Origin of the sequence: Roseibium sp. HPY-6, from assembly GCF_040530035.1 — a bacterium.
Taxonomy (GTDB): Bacteria; Pseudomonadota; Alphaproteobacteria; order Rhizobiales; family Stappiaceae; genus Roseibium.
Map to the genome: position 1 here is coordinate 824,777 of NZ_JBEWCD010000002.1, position 18,319 is coordinate 843,095.

An 18,319-nucleotide genomic window follows, 5' to 3' on the forward strand; every position below is an offset into this window, starting at 1 on the left:
ACTTACTCGCTTCCTGCACCGTAGCGCGAGATCCAGGCTTCTTCGAGCGCGCTGACCCAGCTTGGGTGCGGTTCGGGAAGAACGGGGCCGAGATCTTCCGGTGACAGTGTTGCAGGACCAAGGTCCATCGCGTCGAACAGAGCCTTTTCGTTCGCTGGCAGTGCCGCAACATTCAGTACCGTTGGGTCTCCCCAGATTTCAGGCTCCTGCTTGCGCGTTTGCGCCATCGGGCTCAGAAGAAAGTTCGCATAGACCTTCGCGCCTGCCTGACTGGAACTGTTGAACGGAATGGCGACAAAATGCGTGTTGCCGATTGTGCCGCCGTCGAAAACGAAGGTGCGAACCGTTTCGGGAAGCTCGCCATTGGCGATCGCACCGGATGCATCGCCGGGATTGAAGGAGAAGGCAATATCAAGCTCACTGTCCGCGAGCAGCTGACGCATGTCCGCAGCGTTCTTCGGAAAGGCCTTGCCTTGCCGCCAGAGGTTCGGGTGCAGGTTGTCCAGAAAGGCAAACAATGGTGCGACGGTTTCTTCAAATGTTGCCTCGTCCACCGGTTGGGACAGAACGTCTTTGTTCTGAACCGTGTCTGCGAGCACCTGCTTCAGGAAGGTCGTTCCGAAAAAGTTGGGCGGCTGGGGGTAGGAAAACCGTCCGGGATTGCGCTTGGCATAGTCCAGAAGCCCGGCGAGATCGGAAGGCGGTTCGCTGATGCGGGCGCTGTCATACATGAAGACGAGCTTTGCCATGCCCCAGGGGCTCTCCTGGCCGTCTGTCGGGACGGTGAAGTCAATTCTGACAGTCGGTTTGTTTTCGACGTCCACATAGGCCCAGTTCGGAAGCGTTTCCACCCAACCGGCAGATGCCAGAAGACCGTTCTTCTTCATTGACGCGAAATTTTCCCCATTGATCCAGATGAGATCGACGGCGCCACCGGTTTCTTTGCCCACGGACTTTTCCGCCAGAACCTGCGACACAACATTCGCCGTATCGCCGACTTTCACATGTACAACCCGCACATCGTAAGCACGCTCAACCTCGCGCGCCGCCCATTGAATGTAGGCATTGATGCGTGGTTCGCCGCCCCAGGCGTGAAAATAGACCGTCTGCCCTTTCGCATCCTTGAGAACATCCTCCCATTCCTGAGATTGGCCGCTCGCTGCAATGGGTATCAAAAGCGTTGTGATTGCAGCAAAAACGGCAGTAAGCAGACGGTTCATTTATGTCCCCTGGTCTCGGCGAAAAACTCGTTGGTCGTTCCCTCGCGTATCGGGCATGACACGGTCAAGACAAGGCTTTGTGAAGGAAACATGCACTAGGAAACCTTTGTTCGGGTCATGGCGCAAGCTTAGACCGGCAAAACATGCGTATCCTTGATCTCTTCCATGACCGCATAAGTATGCGTTTCGCGGACACCGGGAAGAGTTAGAACGACATCGGACAGGAAGGCCCTGTAGGCTTCCATGTCCCGGACCCGGCTTTTCATCAGGTAATCAAATCCGCCCGCGACCATGTGGCATTCGAGAATGTCGGCAGAGCGTTCCACCGCACATTTGAAGGCGTCGAAAATCTCGGGCGATGTCCGCTCCAGCCGTATTTCAACGAAGACCAGTAGGCCGCGCTCAACTTTCTTAGGATCAAGGGTTGCGGAAAAACCCTCGATATAGCCATCCCGGACAAGACGCTTCATGCGTTCCGCAGTCGCTGTCGGCGAAAGACTGACTTTTTCGGCAAGATCCGTGTTCGTGATCCTGCCGTCTTCCTGGAGCGCTCGGAGAATTCTACGGTCGATTGCGTTCAGCATTGTGCTTTTCACCAAAAAATTTAAATTTACAAAGAAATACGCTAAGAAATATCAAAAAAACAGGGAAAAAAAGGTCTGTAGATCGACTAATTTAGAGGAATGTTTTGATTGGGCCTGAAGGGCCGATTTGGGAGGTGCTTATGACCGCGACCGCTGCCGCAATGACAACGGTAACCAACGCCGACCTGGAACCGTTCCGGACAGCTTACGCTCCCGATGAGCGCAAACTGGTTGAAGCGCTTCTGAAAGAAGCAGCGGGTGATCCCGTTGTTGAAAAACTGATTGATCAGCGCGCGCGCGGTTACATTGACGACATGCGCGCCGTGCAGGTCGGTCTCGGCGGGGTGGAAGATTTCATGCGCGAGTTCGGCCTGACCACGCGCGAAGGTCTGGCAATGATGGTTCTGGCTGAAGCCTTGCTGCGTGTGCCCGATGCCGGCACGGCGGACAAGCTGATTGAGGACAAGCTGGCGGCCGCGCGTTTCGACGACCCTTCCGGGCACAAATCCGACACCTGGCTGGTCTCCGCGTCGTCCTGGGCGCTTGGGGTGACGTCGCGATTGCTGCATCCGGGCGACACGCCCCAGAGCATTCTGTCCAGCCTCGTCAAACGCATGGGCATGCCGACCGTGCGCGTTGCAACGCGCAAGGCGATGACGCTTCTCGGGCACCAGTTCGTGCTGGGCGAAACCATTCAAAAAGCGTTGGAACGTGCAAAGGTGCAGCAGGCGAAAGGATACCGGTATTCCTACGACATGCTCGGAGAAGGGGCCCGAACCGCCAAAGACGCTGAGCGCTATTTCCAGTCCTATGCAAACGCGATCGAAGCGATCGGCCAGTCAGCGGGCGACACCGCGCTACCGGACAGGCCCGGTATCTCGGTCAAGCTGTCCGCCCTTCACCCGCGGTATGAAGCCGTCAATGGCGACCGTGTCCGTGACGAATTGCTGCCGAAGCTGCGCGAACTGGTGCAGATGGCGAAGGACCGGAACCTCAATTTCACGGTCGATGCGGAAGAGGCCGACCGGCTTGAGATATCGCTTGATGTGATTGCAGCACTCCTGTCGGATCCCGTCACGGAGGGCTGGGACGGCTTCGGGCTGGCTGTTCAGGCCTATCAGAAACGCGGTGTCGAGGTCATAGACTGGCTGGTCGAAGCGGCCAGAAAACGCAACCGCAAACTTATGGTGCGCCTGGTCAAGGGGGCGTATTGGGATACGGAAATCAAGCACGCCCAGGAGGAAGGCGCGGAAGGCTATCCGGTTTTCTCGCGGAAAGCGGCGACCGATCTCTCTTACCTGTGCTGCGCAAAACGGATGCTGGCGGCGCGGGACGTGCTTTACCCGCAATTCGCAACGCACAACGCCCTTTCCGTTGCCCAGATCATCGAATTGGCCGGAGGCTCATCGGAAGGTTACGAATTCCAGCGTCTGCATGGCATGGGAGAGAGCCTTTACAAATCCGTTTGCGAGCGTGACGGATTTCCGTGCCGCATCTACGCGCCCGTTGGCGGTTACAAGGACCTGCTGGCCTATCTGGTTCGCCGCCTCCTCGAAAACGGCGCCAACTCCTCTTTCGTTACCATCGTTGGCGATGCCTCGGTCTCCGTCGAAGCCATGCTGAAGCGGCCGTCGGAAATCCTCGACAAGGGCCACCATGCGGTCAATCGGTCCATTCCATTGCCGGCCGATCTTTACGGCGACAGTCGGCGCAATGCCAAGGGGATCGAACTCGGCTTTGCCCAGGAACGCAATCAGCTTCAGGACGGCATGGCCAGGACACAGCCACCGTTCACCGATGCCGAACCGCTCGGACGTGGCCTTTCAGCCAGCGGTGATCGGCATCCTGTCTTTTCCCCGATGGATGGCACAACCAGGGTCGGGACGGTGCGCTTTGCTGATACGGAAACAGCGCGCAAGGCGATCGAGGTTGCGCGCCAGGGGTTCGAAACCTGGTCGCGCAAGCCGGTCAACGAGCGCGCTGCCGCCCTTGAACGGCTTGGAGATCTTCTGGAGGAAAACCGCGACAGGCTGATGATGATCCTTTCCATGGAGGCCGGCAAATGTCTTCCGGACGGGATCGCGGAAATCCGGGAAGCGGTCGACTTTTGCCGCTATTATGCCAACGAGGCCCGCACGCTTTTCGGTGAAGGCCGTCTGATGCCCGGGCCGACGGGAGAGGAAAACCGGTACCGGTATCGCGGACGCGGTGTTTTTGTCTGCATTTCCCCCTGGAATTTTCCGCTGGCCATCTTCCTCGGTCAGATCAGCGCGGCCCTCCTCGGTGGCAACGCCGTTGTTGCAAAACCAGCCGAACAGACCCCGCTGATCGCCTTTGAAACAGCCAAGCTCATGTATGAGGCCGGCATTCCCGAAGACGCTTTCCTGCTTGTGCCGGGCGAGGGCGATATCGGCGCTGCGCTGACATCTCACCCGGATGTTGCCGGCGTGGCCTTTACGGGCTCTACCGAAACCGCGTGGGCAATCAACGGAACGCTTGCTTCCAAACGCGGACCGATCGTCCCGCTGATCGCCGAAACCGGTGGCATCAATGCCATGCTCGTCGATGCAACGGCACTGCCCGAACAGGTTTGCGACGACGTCATGATGTCGGCCTTCCGCTCCGCCGGTCAGCGCTGTTCGGCGCTGCGTCTTCTTTATGTCCAGGACGATGTCGCCGACACGTTGCTTGAGATGCTGCAGGGGGCTGCACAGGAACTCAGCTTGGGCGACCCGCGTCTGCCCTCCACCGATATCGGTCCGGTGATCGATGACGAGGCACGCGACAACATTGTGGCTCACGTCCACGACATGGCTGAAAGCCAGACCCTGCGCTTTGCGGGAAAAACACCGACTGGCGTTCTCTCAAGCGGATCCTGGGTTGCGCCGCATATCATCGAGCTGGACAAGGCCGAGGCTCTGAAGCGCGAAGTCTTCGGACCCGTTCTTCATGTCGTCCGCTACAAGGCCAGCGATATCGACAAGGTTCTCGACCAGATTGCGTCGACTGGCTATGGGTTGACGCTTGGTGTTCACAGCCGCATCGACGCGACGGTGACGAAGGTTGTTGATCGTCTTTCCGTCGGCAACGTCTATGTCAACCGCAATACGATCGGTGCTGTCGTCGGCACCCAGCCCTTCGGCGGTTCGGGGCTCTCCGGTACCGGCCCCAAGGCGGGCGGTCCGATCTACCTGACACGCTTCGCCCTTGAACAGGTTGTCTCAATCAACACGGCCGCCGCCGGCGGCAATGCCAGTCTTGTGGCGGCGTCAGACGATTGAAGGCACAAAGCGACATCGGAAAGAAGACGATCGCTCACTTACTCTCCATCGTCATCCCGGCCAAGCAGCGCGCGAGCCGGGACCGGGGAGCCCGTGCGCACATGATCATGGAAGAGACTCCGAGGCTCTCCGGTCCCGGATCTCCGCTGCGCTTCGTCCGGGATGACGATGGATAGGAGTTTGCTCTGGAACAGGTGGATGCGATGAACGCGGTTACCGCTAGTGACAGCACCACCCGCTTCGCCGCCTTGGAAACCTAAAGAGGACTTAGCGGCATCGGAAATGAGATGATCGCTCGCAAGCCCCCCATCGTCATCCCGGCCAGGCAACGCGTGAGCCGGGATCGGAGGGCCCGTGCTCTCAAGATCATCGAAGAGACCCCAAACCTTTCTGATCCTGGATCTTCGCTCCGCTGCGTCCAGGATGACAACGGAGAGTATGGTTAGCGAGTTCAGGCTCTTGGGGCAACCCAAGTCCTCTATCCGGACTAACTTGTGAACTTATCTTAAATGCCTCCTGTCTTCAGATATGGATCATTGCGAGGGAAATTTGGTGCGGTTGGTGGGAGTTGAACCCACATGAGAAAAATTCTCCCCGCCCCCTCAAGACGGTGCGTATGCCATTCCGCCACAACCGCAGTTTGGTCAGGGAGGCGGGATTTGAACCCGCGACCTCTCGTGTCCAAGACGAGCACTCTAGCCGGACTGAGCTACACCCTGTTGTTTCCTGGTGCCCCGGCAACGCGCACACATGTGGCGCTGACCGGGGCGGTTTATCCGCTCACTGCGGACTTGGTGCCGGCGGGGAGAGTCGAACTCCCAATCGACCGGTTCTGAACCGGTCAGGTTTACCAATTTCCGTCACGCCGGCGATGGGAAACAAAATTGGTAGGCGGGGAGGGACTCGAACCCTCACAGCAATATGCGGCTGATTTACAGTCAGTTGGGATCTCCAGCTCCCTGTGCCCGCCTAGGTTTAAGTTGCGCTTTTGAAACGAATTCGCGGTGAGCCGGATCACGGCCACCGACAAGTCTCATGAGACACCCTTGGTACGGCGACATCGACGGATCTCCGCACGTATCGGATCCGGTGTGGCGACCGAACCCGTTGATTTATCACCGATGTCAAAGAACTCCCGATCCCGTTGGGCCCCGGGCGTACCCGGTTTTGAGCTTGAAAACGAAAGACCCCCGTGACGTTCGGTCGACGGGGGTCTTTCGTTGCTCAGGATCTGGGAGTTGTCAGAGAAGTCTCGAATCTCCAAGAGCCGGCATAACCCGTCGACCGCCTGCTGGTAGCGGGGCGTACAAGGAGAGATGCGGATAGGCACGCGAGATCGCTGCGCCGAATGCGCCGATCATTTTCACGATGTTGTCTGCCTTGGTCATCTTCTCATCCTTGCGGGCCGCAGTGAGTGGGACCCGACGCCCAAACGAGTGATCGATCTCTTCGAAGACGTCAAGCCGAAATTACGAATTTTGTCGGACTATTTTTACGGGACCCTATGGGTCCCGAAATCGGGTGTTCTGGTCCCGGAAATGGCGAATGGTGTTCAACAGGATATCAGCACAAGGGTCAAAGGACCCATTTATCGACGGATCTATGCGTCGTAGGTCACCTTTCTGCACAGAATGCGAGATCTCTTCTGGAACCAATTCTAGTGATCAATTCCCCTCCATCGTCATCCCGGCCAAGCAACGCGCGAGCCGGGACCGGGGAGCCCGTGCGCTCAAGATCACGGAAGAGACTCCGAGGCACTCCGGTCCCGGATCTCAGCTTCGCTTCGTCCGGGATTGCGACGGAGGGCTTTTGCGCAATCGCCGCAACTCTCAGTCTTGCGGTTTCCCACCCCTTGGCTTCGCGCGCCGGGTCGCTTCTGCTTCTGTCGGATCATCCGGCCAGGGGTGTTTGGGATAGCGGCCTTTCATGTCCGCTTTCACGTCCGCCCAGGAGCCGGCCCAGAAGCCGGGCAGGTCTTTTGTGATCTGGATCGGGCGCTGCGCGGGCGAGAGCAGTTCCAGGATCAGCGGCAGTTTTCCGTCGCAAACGCTCGGATGTTCCGTCAGTCCGAACAACTCTTGCACACGCACAGACAGTGTCGGTCCGGCAGCGGCGCCATAGTCGATTGGTATCCGACTGCCCGTCGGGGCCGTAAAGTGGGAAGGGGCGAGCGCGTCGAGCCGTGCAGACGTGTCGTAAGGCAAAAGGCCGGCCAGTGCATTGCCAAGCAGAGCAGCATCGACTGCGGCAACGCTGGTCAGGCCGGAAAGATAGGGCTGCAGCCAGGTTTCGAGCGTATCGTTGAGATTGTCGTCCGAGAGATCGGCAAGGTCTTCTGCACCATTTTCCCGGACATAGGCCACGCGCCTACGTAGACGCAGCTGGTCCTTGCTCCACGGCAAACGCGAGATGCCACGCCGTCTGATTTCACTGACAAGAGCCTTTTCAATTGCCTTCGGATCAGCGGATTTGATTGCGACAGACTGAAGCTCAACGGCCCTGTAGCGGGTGACGCGGCGGGCCTTCAGGACACCGTCACCGGTGAGCTGCACCTCGTCTTCCTCAAGGATAGCGTCAGCGAAAAGCTCTTCGATGTCATCGCGCGAAATCGGCGCGCACAGCTGGATACGGCCGCTTGCAGCCTTGCCTTGAATATCGGCAATGGTCAGAAAGGCTTCCCCTGAAAGTGCATGTTCGCGGTCAAGCTCAGCGCCGCGCCCATTGGCAAGGCGGAAGCGTCCCGTCTGGCCACGCGCCTGGGCAACCCGGTCCGGATAGGCAAGTGCCAGCAAAGGCCCGGCACTTTCGAAATCGATCCTCGTTTCGCCGCCGCCTGCCTGGCGGAGCCACTTGAGTGCCAGTGCACGGCCATCCCGGGCGCGCTGGCTCTTGTCGTTCTGAAGATTTCGAAGCCTGACGCGTAAATCGGTATCGCGGCCGCCTAGGCCAGGCTCCGACAAAAGAAGTGCGGTCTGGGCTGCCGTGGAACCAAGATCCCGTTCGCACCCTTCAATCACCATATGCGCCAGCCGCGGATGAAGCGGCAGTTTCGACAGCATTTTGCCCTGTGGGGTCAGGCGACCGTTCGCGTCAAGCGCATGTAGATCTTCAAGGAGCGATGCAGCCTCTTTCCAGGCAGCTGCCGGTGGCGGGCTCGCAAACGCCAGGCTGGCCGGATTGGAAGTGCCCCAGGACGCGAGATCCAGAACCAGTCCGGTGAGGTCCGCTTCCAGGATTTCAGGTGTTTCGCTCGCCGGCAGCGCAACGGTCTGTGCCTCGTCCCAGAGCCGATAGCAGACCCCCGGCTCGGTTCTGCCTGCGCGCCCGCGCCGCTGATCCGCCGAGGCGCGGGACACACGAACCGTTTCAAGGCGCGTCAGCCCTGTCTGCGGTTCGAACCTTGGAACGCGCGCAAGGCCGCTGTCGATCACGACACGAACGCCTTCGATCGTCAGCGATGTCTGTGCAATCGCGCTCGCCAGGACGACTTTCCGGGTCCCTGGCTCCGCTGGCCGGATGGCTGCATCCTGTGCACGAGCGTCAAGGCCGCCGTAAAGCGGTGCGATCCGGCAATTCGCGGGCACTTTGCCGGCGAGCAAATCAGCTGTGCGCCTGATTTCCCCCTGGCCGGGAAGAAAGACAAGCAGCGAGCCGGTCTCTTCCGTCAGAGCCTGTCGAATTGCCCGGAAAATCTGCGGCTCGATCCGCTCCTTTGTGTCTCGGCCGAGATACTTCGTTTCCACGTCGAAACTGCGCCCTTTGCTTTCCAGGACCGGGGCATTACCAAGTAGTTTTGAAATCTCAGCAGCATCCAGCGTAGCCGACATCGGAACAAGGCGCAGGTCTTCGCGCAGGGCCGATTGCACATCAAGGGCTAGGGCGAGACCGAGGTCGCCCTCCAGGCTCCTTTCGTGAAATTCGTCGAACAGGATAGCGGCTATCCCGGAAAGCTCGGGATCATCCAGGACAAGCCGTGTGAAGACACCTTCCGTGATCACTTCGATCCGGGTCTTTGCGCTGACCTTGCTTTCCATGCGTACCCGGTATCCGACAGTTTCGCCGGGACGTTCTCCAAGTTCACTGGCCATGCGCCTTGCCGCGGCACGTGCTGCCAGACGGCGCGGCTCCAGCACCAGGATCCTGCCGTCCTTGCGCCAGTTCGCATCAAGAAGTGCAAGCGGGACGCGCGTCGTCTTACCGGCTCCCGGAGCAGCAACCAGAACCGCGTTTTTATGCGCGTCAAGCGTCGTCAAAAGGTCCGGCAGGACGGCGTCGATCGGGAGAGGAGATCCGAAAGTGCGTCGCGCAGACATGGCCGGCAGCGTCACCTTTTTGCGATCGGGAGATCCGCCATCCATTGGCGTCCCTGAAGATCAACCGCAAATGCTTGCGGATCTCTTGCGTAAGAGGCAAGGCCCTCGAGCGCGGGGTCGGGATGGCGGACGATAAAGGTCGGTATCTTTGCCATCAGGGTTTCATGCGGCGCCTTGGCTTCAAAAGCCGACCTGAACCCGCCGTCCTGCAGGAAGCGTGTGATCCTGGGGGTGATGCCACCGGTGAGGTAGACGCCACCCCGGGCAAGGACCGTCAGGGCGCAATCCCCCGCGACACGGCCGAGGCTGCGCGCAAAGACTTCCAGCGTCTTGACCGCAACAGGATCATTGTCTTCCGCTGCCTGCGTGATGCTGGCAGGTGTTTCGAAGGACCGCTCGGCATTCATCCAGGTGCCCACCGCTCTGGCAAGCCTTGGCATTCCCGTGCCGCTGAGAAGTTGTTCTGCTCCGATGCGGCCTCCAAACCGTTCGATATGGGGCCAGATATCGACGTCTTCCGGCGTTACCGGACCAAGTTCCACATGCCCGCCTTCACCGGGTACGGGTATCCATGTGCCTGCTGCAAAGATCATAGCCGCAGCACCGAGCCCTGTGCCCGGTCCGAGAACGAATTTTGCACTGTTTGCGCGGACCGCGCCGCCGCCCACCTGCTCGATATCCGATCCGTCATATCCGGGCAGGGCAAGCGCCTGGGCTTCGAAATCGTTCAGAACGATAACCTGCTCCAGCCCGAGATCAGCGATCATCTTCAAGGGCTCGATCACCCAGGCAGCATTTGTGAGCGGGATGGCATCGCCCGTCACCGGCCCGGCGACGGCGATGATGGCGGTCCTTGGTCTTGTTTCCGTTTCCGGCAGAACAACCTCACGGATCGCGGACGAAATATCGGCGTGCCCTGCTGTTGCGGTCTTGCCGCACATGCGAGTGGCGGCGTTGCTGTGGTCGACCAGCGCAAAACGGGCATTGGTCCCGCCAATGTCAGCCACCAGAACGGGATAGGCAAAGGTCGTCGAACGTTCAGAAAAACTCATGATCAGGCCGTTCCAACCTCCGGCGTATCGGAGGTGGTTTGAAGACCCTGAAGCCGCGCGGACCTGAGAAGAATGTCTGCCGTGGATTCGTTGAGAGCCATGGGAATATCATAAACGAGGGCCAGGCGCATAAGGGCCTTGACGTCGACATCGTGCGGCAAGGGCGACAGTGGATCGACAAAGAAGAAGAGACCCTGCAGACGCCCTTCGGCAATCATGGCGCCCAGTTGCTGGTCGCCGCCAAGGGGGCCGCTTTTCAGCCGTGTAAGAGAAAGCTCCGGACAGGCATCCAGAACGCGGCCGCCGGTCGTGCCGGTTCCAACCAGATCAAACGAAGCCAGTTTCTCCCGATGCCGCGTCGCAAAGTCCACCATCGCATCTTTCTTGGCGTCGTGCGCAACGAGTGCAAGCGTCGGATTGGCTGGCATTGTGGTTCCTCTTTGAGACGGGCAGCGGGAAGGTTATTAGCCCCAAAGAGTGGCAGGCGCAAAGGGTGATGCGCCGGATCTTGCCGGAAACCGGAAATTCGGCGCATTTTTTAGCTTCACAAAAAAATGCCGCGCTCCCGTCCGAAGCGCGGCAGGTTATAAGGAGAAAGACATTTTTTGATCAGTCGAAAAGATTGCACCGCACCGGTTCTCGCGCTGAAACGCGCTGGAAGTAGGGATCAGGTTCGTTCAAGTGCAGACCGGCAATTTCCAGAACCAGTTTCATCCGGATCGCGTCGGCAAAGCCTTCCTTTGATCTGACGGGAATTGCAAAGGAGCCCGGGCCACCGATCACGCAATCTTCGTAATAATGGTCGAGATTGAGCATGGCCTGCCAAGTGTTCTTGTTCGATTTCATCATCAGCGGAAGTCCGTTGATCGTCACACCTGCTGCAATCATCCGGTCGCGCATTTCCGTGACCGAACCACCCTGATTGTTGGGTCCGTCACCCGAGATGTCGATGACCCTGCGCAAGCCCATATACTGGTTGGTCTCGACCAGTTCGACGGACTTTTGCAGAGCGGACGCAATTGATGTCCGCTGCACCTGCCGCAAGGGGGCTTCGGCGATTTTCGAGGCGAAATGGGACGCGGATGCCGCATCCTGAACGACTGTCCAGTCCGCAACGATGAAGTGCTCGTCGACACCGCCCCACTCCATATATGTCACCGCAACGCGACCGATCGGACCGACCTGGATCGCATCAAGGAATTCACGCGACGTCAGGGCTGCCACATAGCCGGCGCGCTGTATTTCCTGCTCTTCGGTGTCCATGGATTGGGAGATGTCGACCGCCAGGACGAGTTCAACGTCCACTTCATTGGCTGGATCGTATGTAAAGTTCGCGGCCACAGGCAAAGCCGGGCGGTAATCGCGGGCTTCGGCGGCGGCGGTGGTGAGCAGTATTGCTGCTCCTAGAATGGACAGTCGTTTTGCAACTGTCTGTGCACAGACTTTTGTTATGTCGAGACGCATGGTTTTCTCCTTATTTGGTCTTTCGACCGTGGTGCCACGTCTCCCCAGTGTTATTTTGTATTTCTTTTGCTCGTCTTTTAGGTCCTTGTTATTCCTACTAAGGCGTCATAAACGCCTTGGGTTAGCTTGAGGATTTACTTAGCAAGCTACGTGCCAAACGTAGCTGAAATGAATTTATCTGGCAAAATCAAATGTGCACGGAGTGCGTATATTCCACAGATAGGAAATAAATGCCGGATTGCTAGGCAAAATTTGCCGCGTGGCGTCACATTTCTGACATCGACCGGCAAATCTTGCCGCATGGACTTTGCCGGGATCTTTGAAGGGACTGCCACCAAAAGCAGCAAAATGCCCAAAATTCAGGTGTTTTTTTGGTTGACGAAAACGTTGTCGCTGGTCATGATCTGAATAAATTCTCACCGAGTGAAGAATTTTTCGGCGCAAATTGCGAAATGAGCGCTCGTTCAAGAAAAGCTCCCGAGAGGGGTCGCGAATCGTTGGCGGGGTCAGGCCGGTTCACTGGCAGACCCGATGGGAAGGTGTCGACGCGAAATGCAGGTGCGCGAGGACGATTGGACATCACATATGGCCATCAGGGCGGCCTGGCTGTCTTTCGTGGGTGGTCGCACGCAAGGTGAAATCGCCTCTCAGCTGGGCGTATCTCCCGCCAAGGTCCATCGTCTGATCGCACATGCTCAAAAGTCCGGTTATGTGAAGTTCCAGATTGATGGCCGTCCTATGGAATGCCTGCAACTGGAAAAGGAGCTGTCCCGCCATTTCAGGCTTACCAACTGCATAATTGCGCCCGACCTTGGCGCTGGCGACGACGAAGCGGCCCTGCGCGCCATTGCAGTCTCAGCATCGCAATTCCTGACAGGCCTTCTCACAGGCTCGAATGTCACCCGCCTTGGTGTCGGGATGGGCAGAACGCTGACGGCTTCTGTCGAGGCGCTGCCCAAAACCGCGCGCCCGGAACTTGAAATCATGTCCATCTGCGGTTCGCTGACGCGTACGCTCGCGGCAAACCCTTATGACATTGTGCAGAAGATGCAGGAGCGCACCGGCGGTATCGGCTATTATTTGCCAGTTCCATATTTCGCTGAAAACCGTGACGAGAAGGCAATGTTCCTGACACAGCGCAGCGTGCAGGATCTCATGGCACGCGCCCGTCAGTCCGACGCTTTCCTGATCGGATTGGGGTCGGTTGAAAACGAGGGACACCTGGTTCAGCGAGGGATGATTTCGAAGCAGGAGCAGGAAGAACTGATGTCCTGCGGTGCGGTCTGTGATTTGATGGGCCGATTTTTGACGATTGAAGGAAAACTGGTTCCCAATCCGCTCGGCGATTGCGCCGTCGGACTGCACTTCGATGAAGTGCGCGGGCGCCGCGTTATTGCGCTGGTGGGTGGTGAGAGCAAGGTGGATGCCACGCTTGCTGCACTGCGCACCGGTGTTATCACCGACCTGGTGGCAGACGAGACCCTTGCGAGGGCTTTGAGCGCACGGGTCGGTTTGCAGTTGGCACAGTCCGCATGAAGCGGCTGGGTCACGAGGGGAAACGGGCCAGTCAGGATAAGACGGCCCCCGCATGTCGGAGGACATAAACGTGAAAAAGTTTCTAACCATCGGCACGGCGCTTGCCGGACTGGCCTTTTCTGTTGTGAGCGCAACGGCTGAAACCAAGCCGGCCGTGCTTTACGATCTCGGCGGCCGTTTCGACAAGTCGTTCAACGAGGCCGCCTATACCGGTGCTGAAAAGTTCAAAGAGGACTACGGCATCGAGTACCGCGACTTTGAAATCCAGAACGATAGCCAGCGCGAGCAGGCGCTTCGCAACTTTGCAAAGCGCGGCATGAACCCGATCGTTGCGATCGGCTTCTCCCAGGCAAATGCGGTTGAGAAAGTCGCCGCGGAGTTTCCGGACATCCAGTTTGCGATCGTTGATATGGTCGTCGACCTTCCGAACGTTCGTTCGATCCTCTTCAAGGAGCATGAGGGCTCTTACATTGTCGGTATGCTTGCGGCCATGGCCTCCGAAACCGGCAAGGTCGGTTTTGTCGGCGGCATGGATATTCCGCTGATCAGCAAGTTCGCCTGCGGTTACAAGCAGGGCGTTGCGGCTGCCAATCCGGACGCAGAAATCTTTGAGAACATGACCGGCACGACGGGCGCGGCCTGGAACGATCCGGTCAAAGGCGGTGAGCTCGCAAAATCCCAGTTCGACCGCGGTGCGGATGTTGTCTATCACGCAGCCGGAGGCACCGGCATCGGCGTGCTTCAGGCTGCAGCGGACGCCGGCAAGCTCGGCATCGGTGTGGACAGCAACCAGAACGGTCTGCATCCCGGATCCGTTCTGACATCCATGCTCAAGCGCGTTGATATTGCCGTTTACCAGGCTTTCGAAGACGCTGAAAACGACACATGGTCCTCCGGTTTCGAAGTCCTTGGCCTTAAAGAGGGTGGCGTTGACTGGGCGCTGGACGACAACAATGCGGAACTCGTCAACGACGAGATGAAGGCGGCCGTTGAAGAGGCAAGCCAGAAGATCATCTCCGGTGAAATCGTCGTTCACGACTACATGTCCGACGAATCCTGCCCGAACTAAGACACACCAATTGCCTCCGCGCGTAGTGCGCGGAGGCCCTCACGCAAATTGTCTGCCGCCCAATCGTTCTGCTGGGGGATCGGATGTTCCGCATGAAATCAGGTGTCGTATGCGCGGTCGCAGCCGTTGCGTTTTCAGTATCTGCCGCGTTCGCTGACCCGGCGATCGTCTATTCTGTCGGAGGTAAGTTCGACGGCTCCTTTAACGAGAGCGCCTTTTCCGGCGTCAAACGGTTTCAGGAAGAAACCGGCAAGGCAGTGCGGGAATTCGAGCTTGAACGCGATGCGCAAAGCCTTCAGGCCTTGCGCAATTTCGCAAGCCGGGGCAGCGAACCGGTTGTTGCGATCGGCTTCAACCAGGCCAATGCGCTCGGGCAACTAGCCCCGACATTTCCAGACACGGATTTCGCAATCGTGGACATGGTCGTGGACCAGCCCAATGTCAGATCTTATGTCTTTAAGGAACAGGAGGGCGCTTACATTGCGGGCCTTCTGGCGGCCATGGCGACGCAGAGCGGCACGATCGGCTTCGTTGGTGGCATGGATATCCCGATTATCCGGCGGTTCCTGTGCGGGTACAAACAGGGTGCGCTTTCCATCAACCCGGACATCAATGTGATCTTCAACATGACCGGCGACACGCCAGCCGCTTTTACCGACCCGGTTCGCGGTGGTGAGTTGGCGATCGGTCAGATCAAACGCGGTGCCGATGTGATCATCCAGGCCGCCGGTGGTACAGGCCTCGGAGTTCTGCAGGCGGCAGCGGACGCGGACATTCTGGGTATCGGCACGGACAGCAACCAGAACGGACTTCATCCCGGCAAGGTCCTGACGTCGATCCGAAAGCGTGTCGACAATGCGGTCTACGACAGCTTCCAAGCTGCCGAAAACGATAGTTTTACACCCGGAATTCAGGTTCTCGGTCTGGCTGAAGGGGGCATGGACTGGGTGCTCGACGAAAACAACGCCGAGCTTGTTTCCGAAGACATGAAGGCCGCGGCCAACGCGGCCGTGAATGACATCTCGAATGGAACCGTTAAGGTTCATGATGTCGTCACTGAAGGGGCGTGTCCGTTCTGAACGGAAAAGGCAGCCACAGGGGGCAACCGACAATGACAAAGAACAACCGTCAGGCCTGGGGGAAGGCATGAGCGACACGCCGGCAATCGAGCTGCGAAAGATCAATAAGCGTTTTGGCCCGGTTCACGCCAACAAGGACATCGACCTTGTTGTGAAAAAAGGATCCATCCACGGGATCATTGGCGAAAACGGCGCGGGCAAGTCGACGCTGATGTCGATCCTCTACGGTTTTTATCATGCCGATGACGGGGACATTGTCGTCGATGGCAAGAAGGTTGTTATTCCCGATTCCAAAGCTGCAATCGCAATGGGCATCGGGATGGTTCACCAGCATTTCATGCTCGTCGACAATTTTTCCGTTCTGGAAAATGTCGTTCTGGGTGCGGAAGACAGTCAGCTGCTTGCAGGTGGTCTGACCCGCGCGCGCTCCGAGTTGAAGCGGCTGGAGGACGAGTATGAACTTCGGGTAGACCCGGATGCCCTGATCGAGGATCTGCCGGTCGGCCTGCAGCAACGCGTGGAGATCCTGAAAGCGCTCTACCGCAGCGCCGAAATCCTCATTCTGGATGAGCCGACTGGTGTTTTGACGCCTGCAGAGGCGGATCACCTCTTCAAGATTCTTGAGGTACTCAGAAACGAAGGCAAGACCGTTCTCCTGATCACGCACAAGCTGCGCGAGATCATGGCGATCACCGACGCGGTCTCCGTCATGCGGCGCGGCGAAATGGTTGCCACCGTCGAAACCAAAGACACATCCATGGAAAAGCTTGCGGAGCTGATGGTCGGCCGGTCCGTATTGCTGCGCGTCGACAAGAAACCGGCCGAACCCGAAGCGCCTGTGATGGAAGTCAGCAATCTGACGGTAACGGACAGTCGCGGCGTGCAGGTGGTCAAGGACGTCACCTTCTCGGTTCGGGCCGGTGAAATCGTCGGTATCGCCGGCGTGTCGGGCAATGGCCAGTCCGAATTGCTCGAAACGCTTTCCGGAATCCGACGGGCGACAAGCGGGACCCTGAAAATTCATGGCGAAACGATAGATCTGGGAACAAGCACTCTCGATGCGGCCGACATGCGTGAAAAAAGCATGGCGCACGTTCCCGAAGACCGCCACCGCATGGGGCTGATCAACAGTTTCACTGAATATGAGAATTCCATTCTCGGCTACCATCGCGATCCCGCCTATTCCAAGGGCCTATTGATGGATCTTGCTGCCATCAAGAAAAACGCGGTTGCCGAAATCGAGAGATACGACATTCGTCCGCCCAATCCGATGCTGAAAACGGCCAACTTCTCAGGGGGCAATCAGCAGAAGATCGTGCTTGCACGCGAAATCGAGCGGGATCCGAACGTGCTTCTGGTCGGACAGCCTACGCGGGGCGTCGATATCGGTGCGATCGAGTTCATTCACCGGCGCCTTGTTGAAATGCGGGATGCCGGTAAGGGCATTTTGCTGGTCTCGGTGGAACTGGATGAAATCCGGGCATTGTCGGACAGGGTCCTTGTGATGTTCGACGGCAGGATTGTCGGCGAGCGCGGCGCCAACGCTGAAGAGGGTGACCTCGGATTGCTGATGGCTGGTGTCGACAACAACAACACGGTTGAAGGAGGTCTCCAATGACCCCAGGCCAGCTGCCACGCTGGGTCGACCTCGGTCTGATCCCCTTCCTGAACCTGGCCGCGGCCTTTCTCGTGTCCGGTCTTGTCGTTGTCCTGATCGGCGAAAACCCTCTCGAAGCGGTCCAGATTCTCGTCTGGGGCTCGCTCGGATACGGCGAAGGCATCGGCTTCACGCTGTTTTACGCAACCAACTTCATTTTCACCGGGCTTGCGGTGGCCGTTGCCTTTCACGCCGGGCTTTTCAATATCGGCGGGGAGGGACAGGCATACCTCGGCGGTCTTGGTGTGGCCATTGCCTGTCTTGCGATGGACACGATCGTTCCATGGTATGTGACCTTGCCGTTTGCCATAATCGGTTCCGCCGCAATGGGGGCCGCTTGGGCGTTCATTCCCGCATGGCTGCAGGCGACACGGGGCAGTCACGTTGTCATTACGACGATCATGTTCAACTTCATCGCATCGTCTCTGATGGTCTATCTGCTCAACGGCATGCTGAAGGAACAGGGCTCCATGCAGCCCGAGACACGCACCTTCGAGTCCGGCGGCCGGCTTCCGTTTTTGAACGACCTCTTCCCGTCATTCGGCTTTGGCTACGCACCGGTCAATCTGTCCCTTTTCGTGGCGCTCGCCGCATGTCTCCTCGTCTGGCTTCTGATATGGCGCACGAAACTCGGTTTTGAAATCCGGTCTTTTGGCGCAAACGCGACTGCTGCTGTCTATGCCGGTATTTCGCCGGTCAGAACGATCGTCATAACGATGCTGATCTCCGGCGGTCTTGCGGGCATGATGGCCATCAACGAGATCATGGGCTCCCAGCATCGTCTCCTGATCGATTTCGTGACCGGCTACGGCTTTGTCGGGATCGCCGTCGCGCTGATGGGCCGCGCGCATCCGGTCGGGATCATTCTCGCGGCAATCCTGTTTGGAATGCTCTACCAGGGTGGCGCTGAACTTTCGTTCGAGATGCCGAATATTACCAGGGACATGATCATCGTTATCCAGGGGCTGGTGATCCTGTTCGCCGGTGCGCTGGAGTATATGTTCCGGCCCGCGATCATCCGGCTGTTTACGCCCGCGCAACCGCTTACGGCGAAGGAGGCGTAA

The 18,319-nt window shown here is 58.3% G+C and carries 14 protein-coding genes and 4 tRNA genes; 7 read left to right on the top strand and 11 right to left on the bottom strand.

Going from position 1 to position 18,319, the window contains the following annotated elements; translation table 11 throughout:
* Positions 1-2 precede the first annotated feature (2 nt).
* Both ABVF61_RS15175 and ABVF61_RS15180 read right to left on the bottom strand, forming a co-directional pair.
* On the bottom strand, positions 3-1,220 hold the full coding sequence (locus tag ABVF61_RS15175) for an ABC transporter substrate-binding protein (RefSeq protein ID WP_353994383.1): 1,218 nt from the start codon (positions 1,218-1,220) through the stop codon (positions 3-5).
* A gap of 128 nt (positions 1,221-1,348) precedes the next feature.
* On the bottom strand, positions 1,349-1,804 hold the full coding sequence (locus ABVF61_RS15180) for an Lrp/AsnC ligand binding domain-containing protein (RefSeq protein ID WP_353994384.1): 456 nt from the start codon (positions 1,802-1,804) through the stop codon (positions 1,349-1,351).
* Positions 1,805-1,944: 140 nt separating this feature from the next.
* On the opposite strand from ABVF61_RS15180, the gene putA reads away from it, so the two are divergent.
* Positions 1,945-5,085, top strand: coding sequence for a bifunctional proline dehydrogenase/L-glutamate gamma-semialdehyde dehydrogenase PutA (gene putA / locus ABVF61_RS15185; RefSeq protein WP_353994385.1), 3,141 nt, complete (start codon positions 1,945-1,947; stop codon positions 5,083-5,085).
* A 38-nt stretch (positions 5,086-5,123) separates the two neighbouring features.
* Here putA and ABVF61_RS15190 read toward each other — a convergent pair whose 3' ends face one another.
* From ABVF61_RS15190 to ABVF61_RS15210, 5 genes are all read right to left on the bottom strand, one after another.
* Positions 5,124-5,558, bottom strand: a complete 435-nt coding sequence (locus tag ABVF61_RS15190; RefSeq protein WP_353994386.1) for a hypothetical protein — start codon at positions 5,556-5,558, stop codon at positions 5,124-5,126.
* A 77-nt stretch (positions 5,559-5,635) separates the two neighbouring features.
* A tRNA-Leu gene (locus tag ABVF61_RS15195) sits at positions 5,636-5,722 on the bottom strand.
* 4 nt (positions 5,723-5,726) lie between these two features.
* Positions 5,727-5,804 (bottom strand) — tRNA-Pro (locus ABVF61_RS15200).
* A gap of 73 nt (positions 5,805-5,877) precedes the next feature.
* Positions 5,878-5,955, bottom strand: a tRNA-Leu gene (locus tag ABVF61_RS15205).
* Between the two features lie 15 nt (positions 5,956-5,970).
* Positions 5,971-6,056 (bottom strand) — tRNA-Tyr (locus ABVF61_RS15210).
* Between the two features lie 345 nt (positions 6,057-6,401).
* On the opposite strand from ABVF61_RS15210, the gene ABVF61_RS15215 reads away from it, so the two are divergent.
* Complete coding sequence (locus ABVF61_RS15215) at positions 6,402-6,698, top strand: hypothetical protein (RefSeq protein WP_353994387.1); 297 nt, start codon at positions 6,402-6,404, stop codon at positions 6,696-6,698.
* Positions 6,699-6,914: 216 nt separating this feature from the next.
* On the opposite strand, the gene hrpB is transcribed toward ABVF61_RS15215, so the two are convergent.
* The 4 genes from hrpB to ABVF61_RS15235 all read right to left on the bottom strand — a co-directional run bounded on the left by hrpB (position 6,915) and on the right by ABVF61_RS15235 (position 11,914).
* Complete coding sequence (gene hrpB, locus ABVF61_RS15220) at positions 6,915-9,398, bottom strand: ATP-dependent helicase HrpB (RefSeq protein WP_353994388.1); 2,484 nt, start codon at positions 9,396-9,398, stop codon at positions 6,915-6,917.
* 11 nt (positions 9,399-9,409) lie between these two features.
* Positions 9,410-10,450 (bottom strand): glucokinase, encoded by a 1,041-nt coding sequence (glk, locus tag ABVF61_RS15225; protein ID WP_353994389.1) that lies wholly within the window; start codon positions 10,448-10,450, stop codon positions 9,410-9,412.
* A gap of 2 nt (positions 10,451-10,452) precedes the next feature.
* Positions 10,453-10,878, bottom strand: coding sequence for a methylglyoxal synthase (locus ABVF61_RS15230; protein ID WP_353994390.1), 426 nt, complete (start codon positions 10,876-10,878; stop codon positions 10,453-10,455).
* 181 nt (positions 10,879-11,059) lie between these two features.
* A complete protein-coding gene (locus ABVF61_RS15235) occupies positions 11,060-11,914 on the bottom strand; it encodes a DUF1194 domain-containing protein (protein ID WP_353994391.1) in 855 nt (284 codons plus the stop codon).
* A 585-nt stretch (positions 11,915-12,499) separates the two neighbouring features.
* Between ABVF61_RS15235 and ABVF61_RS15240 the strand changes: the two genes are divergently transcribed.
* The 5 genes from ABVF61_RS15240 to ABVF61_RS15260 all read left to right on the top strand — a co-directional run bounded on the left by ABVF61_RS15240 (position 12,500) and on the right by ABVF61_RS15260 (position 18,319).
* Positions 12,500-13,450, top strand: coding sequence for a sugar-binding transcriptional regulator (locus tag ABVF61_RS15240; RefSeq protein WP_353994392.1), 951 nt, complete (start codon positions 12,500-12,502; stop codon positions 13,448-13,450).
* A 70-nt stretch (positions 13,451-13,520) separates the two neighbouring features.
* A complete protein-coding gene (locus tag ABVF61_RS15245) occupies positions 13,521-14,519 on the top strand; it encodes a BMP family lipoprotein (RefSeq protein WP_353994393.1) in 999 nt (332 codons plus the stop codon).
* 92 nt (positions 14,520-14,611) lie between these two features.
* Positions 14,612-15,598: a BMP family lipoprotein gene (locus ABVF61_RS15250; RefSeq protein WP_353994394.1), complete on the top strand. Its 987-nt coding sequence runs from the start codon at positions 14,612-14,614 to the stop codon at positions 15,596-15,598.
* 67 nt (positions 15,599-15,665) lie between these two features.
* Positions 15,666-17,216: an ABC transporter ATP-binding protein gene (locus ABVF61_RS15255; RefSeq protein ID WP_353994395.1), complete on the top strand. Its 1,551-nt coding sequence runs from the start codon at positions 15,666-15,668 to the stop codon at positions 17,214-17,216.
* Positions 17,213-18,319: an ABC transporter permease gene (locus tag ABVF61_RS15260; protein ID WP_353994396.1), complete on the top strand. Its 1,107-nt coding sequence runs from the start codon at positions 17,213-17,215 to the stop codon at positions 18,317-18,319. Before ABVF61_RS15255 ends, ABVF61_RS15260 begins: the two co-directional genes overlap by 4 nt.